This is a genomic window from Kitasatospora sp. NPDC059327 (genome assembly GCF_042752535.1).
In the GTDB taxonomy this organism is placed as follows: Bacteria; Actinomycetota; Actinomycetes; order Streptomycetales; family Streptomycetaceae; genus Kitasatospora.
The window spans coordinates 1,595-5,192 of the sequence record NZ_JBHYYB010000210.1; the positions used below are offsets into that span (position 1 = coordinate 1,595).

Consider the following 3,598-nt stretch of genomic DNA (forward strand, 5'->3'; position numbering starts at 1 on the left):
CGCCCCTCTGGCGCGCCCCCCCGGGGCTGCGGCGCGCCCCGCCCGAACTTGCCCCCTTTGGCGGTGGCCCCACCCCCCCTCCGGGGGGGCGGGGCCAACCGGCCTGCGAGCCGGGGGACGCTCCCGGGCTTGCTGGGCGCGGTGTGTCGGGCTCAGGTGCGGACCCAGAATTCGATCGACAGCGGTGGCACCGTGAGGGTGAGGGTGGGACCGGTGCGGGTGGCGATGGTCTGGTTGTTGGTGGCCGGGCCGTAGCGGTGGCCCTGGAAGGCTGCGGTGGTCTGGGTGTCGACGGTGTAGGTGAACGAGTCGGTCGCGGAGCGGTTGGTGATGGCGAAGACGGGTTTGCCGTCCGGGGTCTTCCACGCCATGATCCGCTGGTTGGCGAGCTGCGTGGACTCGTCGACGCCGTAGCGCACCGAGTTCCAGGGCAGGTACTTCACGAAGCCGGCGACGGCGTTCCAGTTCTGGGGGTTCCAGGTCCAGTGGCCGACCGGGAGGTCGGGGAAGTGGTTGGGGCTGAAGTCGGTGTCGTGCGGGGGGCGCCAGAAGCCGAGGGAGTAGCCCGGGGACTCGGAGTTGGTGGTGGGCTTGAGGGCGTGCAGCCAGAACCAGGTGGGCGAGTTCTGGAAGGTCATCCAGTTCATGATCGACTGGGCGGTGTTGAGTGTTCTGTCGTCGCTGGTTCCACCTTTCAGGTACTCGAACTCGTTGTTGAAGACGGGCTTTCCCGACGCTCCGGAGGTGAAGTTCCGCGTTCGCTGGCGGTCGCTCTCCTCGCCGATGCGGTGGAAGGTCCAGGCGTCGACGTAGGAGAGGGCAACCGGGTCGGCGGTGATGGCCCTTCCCCACTCGCTGGTCCAGCCGTCCCTGCTCTCGGCGTGGATCGTCGCGTTCGGATAGCGGGCCTTGATCTTGGGTGCGACGGCCTTGAAGGTCTTGACGTACTCGTCGGGGGTGTACTGGCACGCGGAGTACGCGGGCGATGCCTCCGGCTCGTTCTGCAGGCCCCACATGGAGATGGGTACGCCGCGTGTGGAGAGGTAGTCGAGGTCGCCGACCATGGCGTCGCCCAGCTGGTCGAGGAAGGCGGGGTCGAAGGACGCGAGCTTGCCCAGGAGGAGGGAGTTGTTGATCTTCCAGCCGGGAGCGGGTGACCAGTACTCGGCGGCCACGCCTTCGATGCGAGTTCTGCTGATCATGTCGGCGAGCAGCGCGGTCTGTCCGTCGTACCGGTCGATGATCTGCATTCCCGTGGGGTCGACGCCGCGGTGGTAGAGGCCGAGGGCGAGCCGGCAGTAGCGGAAGCCCCGGTCGGTGCGGCCGGCCATGAGCATCTGCTGGTAGAAGCGGGTCCGCTCACTGGGCGTCAGGTCGTAGGGGACTCCGGCGACGGTGGCGGGAAGGCCGTTGTTGCCCGAGCCGATCGAGTCGGACTGGATCTCGAAGCCCAGGCCGAGGATGGTCTGCTTGCGCGCCTGGTCGAAGCGGATGGTGTAGCTGCCGGTGGCGGCCGAGGCGGTGGAGAGGTTGAGCAGGGGGGAGATCGCGGCGCCGGCGCCGGCGACGGCTGCTCCGCGCAGGATGGAGCGGCGGCTGATGCCGTGCGGCTCGGGTCTGGGCATGTTCTTCCTCGGGGGGTGTGAGGGTGGGGGTGGGGTGGTCGGCTCCGGAGGGGGAGGGGCCGGCTTCGAGAGGAGAGGTTCGGTGTTTCCGGTGCTGCGGACGTCGGACAGCGGGCGCGGATCGGGTCCGTATCGCAGGACTTCGCAGCGCATTGCCGGTCGGGCCGGTCGATTCCGTGGCCGGCCGCTGGGGATCGGACTGATGCGGCGAGCGTGACGGGTGTCGGATAGACGGCGGCGAGTCCGGGCGCGGTGTCGCCGCGGCCCGGGTCGCCCTGTACGACGGGCTGCGGCTGGGTCGGCCGTCCCGGTCCGTGCGGGGGCAGGCAGGGCCGGCTGTGATCAGGCCCGAGTTCCGGTCCCGAGGCGGTGCGGCGTCAACGCCGACCGGGCTGTCGGAACCGTGGGCTCAACATATGCGATATACGAAATGAACACCAGATGTAGTGCCGCTTCGCTTCCCGGGTGAGGCCGGGTTTCTGTCTGCGGGGCCGGCCTTCGTCGCGCTCCGGTGGGCTGTCGCATGCTCCACTCGGGTCCGAGGGGGCGGCCTCGGAGGGGCCCCGGGTGGGTGTCGGCTTCTCGCTGAGACTGCCGGAGGCGACGGGGTCCGAAGGAAAGGCCAGGTCAGGATGGGGGTTTCGCGGCGTTGGGCATTCCCCGGTGATGGGATATCGCATACCATACGCGAATGGACCGAACCAGCTGGGCGGAGCGCATCCCCGCCGTGAAGAGCAAGGCCGACCTCGTCTACGAGAGTCTGCGGAGTGCCATCGCCAAGGGGGAGCTCCGATCCGGCGAGCGGATCAACATGGACGAGCTGGCCCGCACCTTCGGCATCAGCAAGATTCCGATCCGTGAGGCGGTGAAGCGCCTGGAAGCAGACAGACTGCTGGTCTCGCGGGCGCACGCGGGCGTCACCGTCGCCCCGATCGACGTCGCCGAGATGAGAGGCGTCTTCCTCGCCCGCGAGGCGATCGAGGCACTGGTCGCCCAGCTCGCGGCCGAGCGAATGGACGACGCCCGGCTCGCCCGGCTCGAAGAGATCCAGCGGGCGATGCACGACGCGCTGGACACGGGCGAGTTGGAGAGGATGGCAGAGCTGAACTCCCGCTTCCACCAAGCCCTGGCCGGCGGCGCGGGCTACCGCGTCCTGGGTGACCTCACCGAGCAACTGTTGCTCACCATCCGCCGCTACCGGGTCACCGTGCCGATGGGCGACCGGGACTGGCGCTCCGTGGTCGCCGAGCACGGCGTGATCCTGGAGGCGCTGCGCAGGCGTGACCCCGAGGCGGCGGCCGCCGCGGCTCGCGCCCACATCGGCTCGCAGGCCGTGCACGAGGTCGAGTGCGCCTTCTGAGTCGACTGGACGTCCACCAGCGCCCGACACCCGATCGTGCGCCTCCGTGTCCCGGCGGCGTGTGCGCACGTTGACGGCCTGTTCCACGTCCTGTCCACCCGCAGGTTCCTGACCGCCACGTGGGACAGCGGCCCCGGCGTCGCCCGGTTCTCAGCCTGTTCGCCTCCGGCACGTACGCCGTCGAGGTGTCACTGATCGTTCCCGGCATCCTGAGGACTCTTGAGCGGGCCGGAGCGTCTCCTGGACTCGACATCGCCTGCGGTGTCGGCCGCCTGCTCACCACCGCGGACGCGCCCGCAGTGGCGTCACCCTCGCAGCGACCCCTCCGGGCACTGCGAGGCACGCCGGTGCCTGCCGGCGCCGTGACCCAGGGCTCCTACGGTGTTCGCCCGTGCCGGGGGCGCCGGGATCGCGGGCCTCGTGGCACGCTTCTGCCGACCACGCCCGCCGGGCCGGCGACGTCCGCGAGTCGGTCGCGGTCGGGGCGGCCACCGTGGGTGCTGTGTGCGCATGCGACGGGCCCGGGGCGCGGGGGCGGGATGGGGCAAAACCCCCAGCCCCCCGCCATACCGACCCACACCCACCAGAAAAACAAAGGATGAACACCAAAAAA

General features: G+C 70.0%; 2 protein-coding genes. One reads left to right on the forward strand and one right to left on the reverse strand.

Features of this window, described 5'->3' with window-relative positions; genetic code table 11:
• Positions 1-152: 152 nt before the first annotated feature.
• Positions 153-1,625, reverse strand: a complete 1,473-nt coding sequence (locus tag ACFXHB_RS44285; RefSeq protein ID WP_380582832.1) for a hypothetical protein — start codon at positions 1,623-1,625, stop codon at positions 153-155.
• 691 nt (positions 1,626-2,316) lie between these two features.
• Between ACFXHB_RS44285 and ACFXHB_RS44290 the strand changes: the two genes are divergently transcribed.
• A complete protein-coding gene (locus ACFXHB_RS44290) occupies positions 2,317-2,985 on the forward strand; it encodes a GntR family transcriptional regulator (RefSeq protein ID WP_380582834.1) in 669 nt (222 codons plus the stop codon).
• The last annotated feature ends 613 nt before the right edge of the window (positions 2,986-3,598 follow it).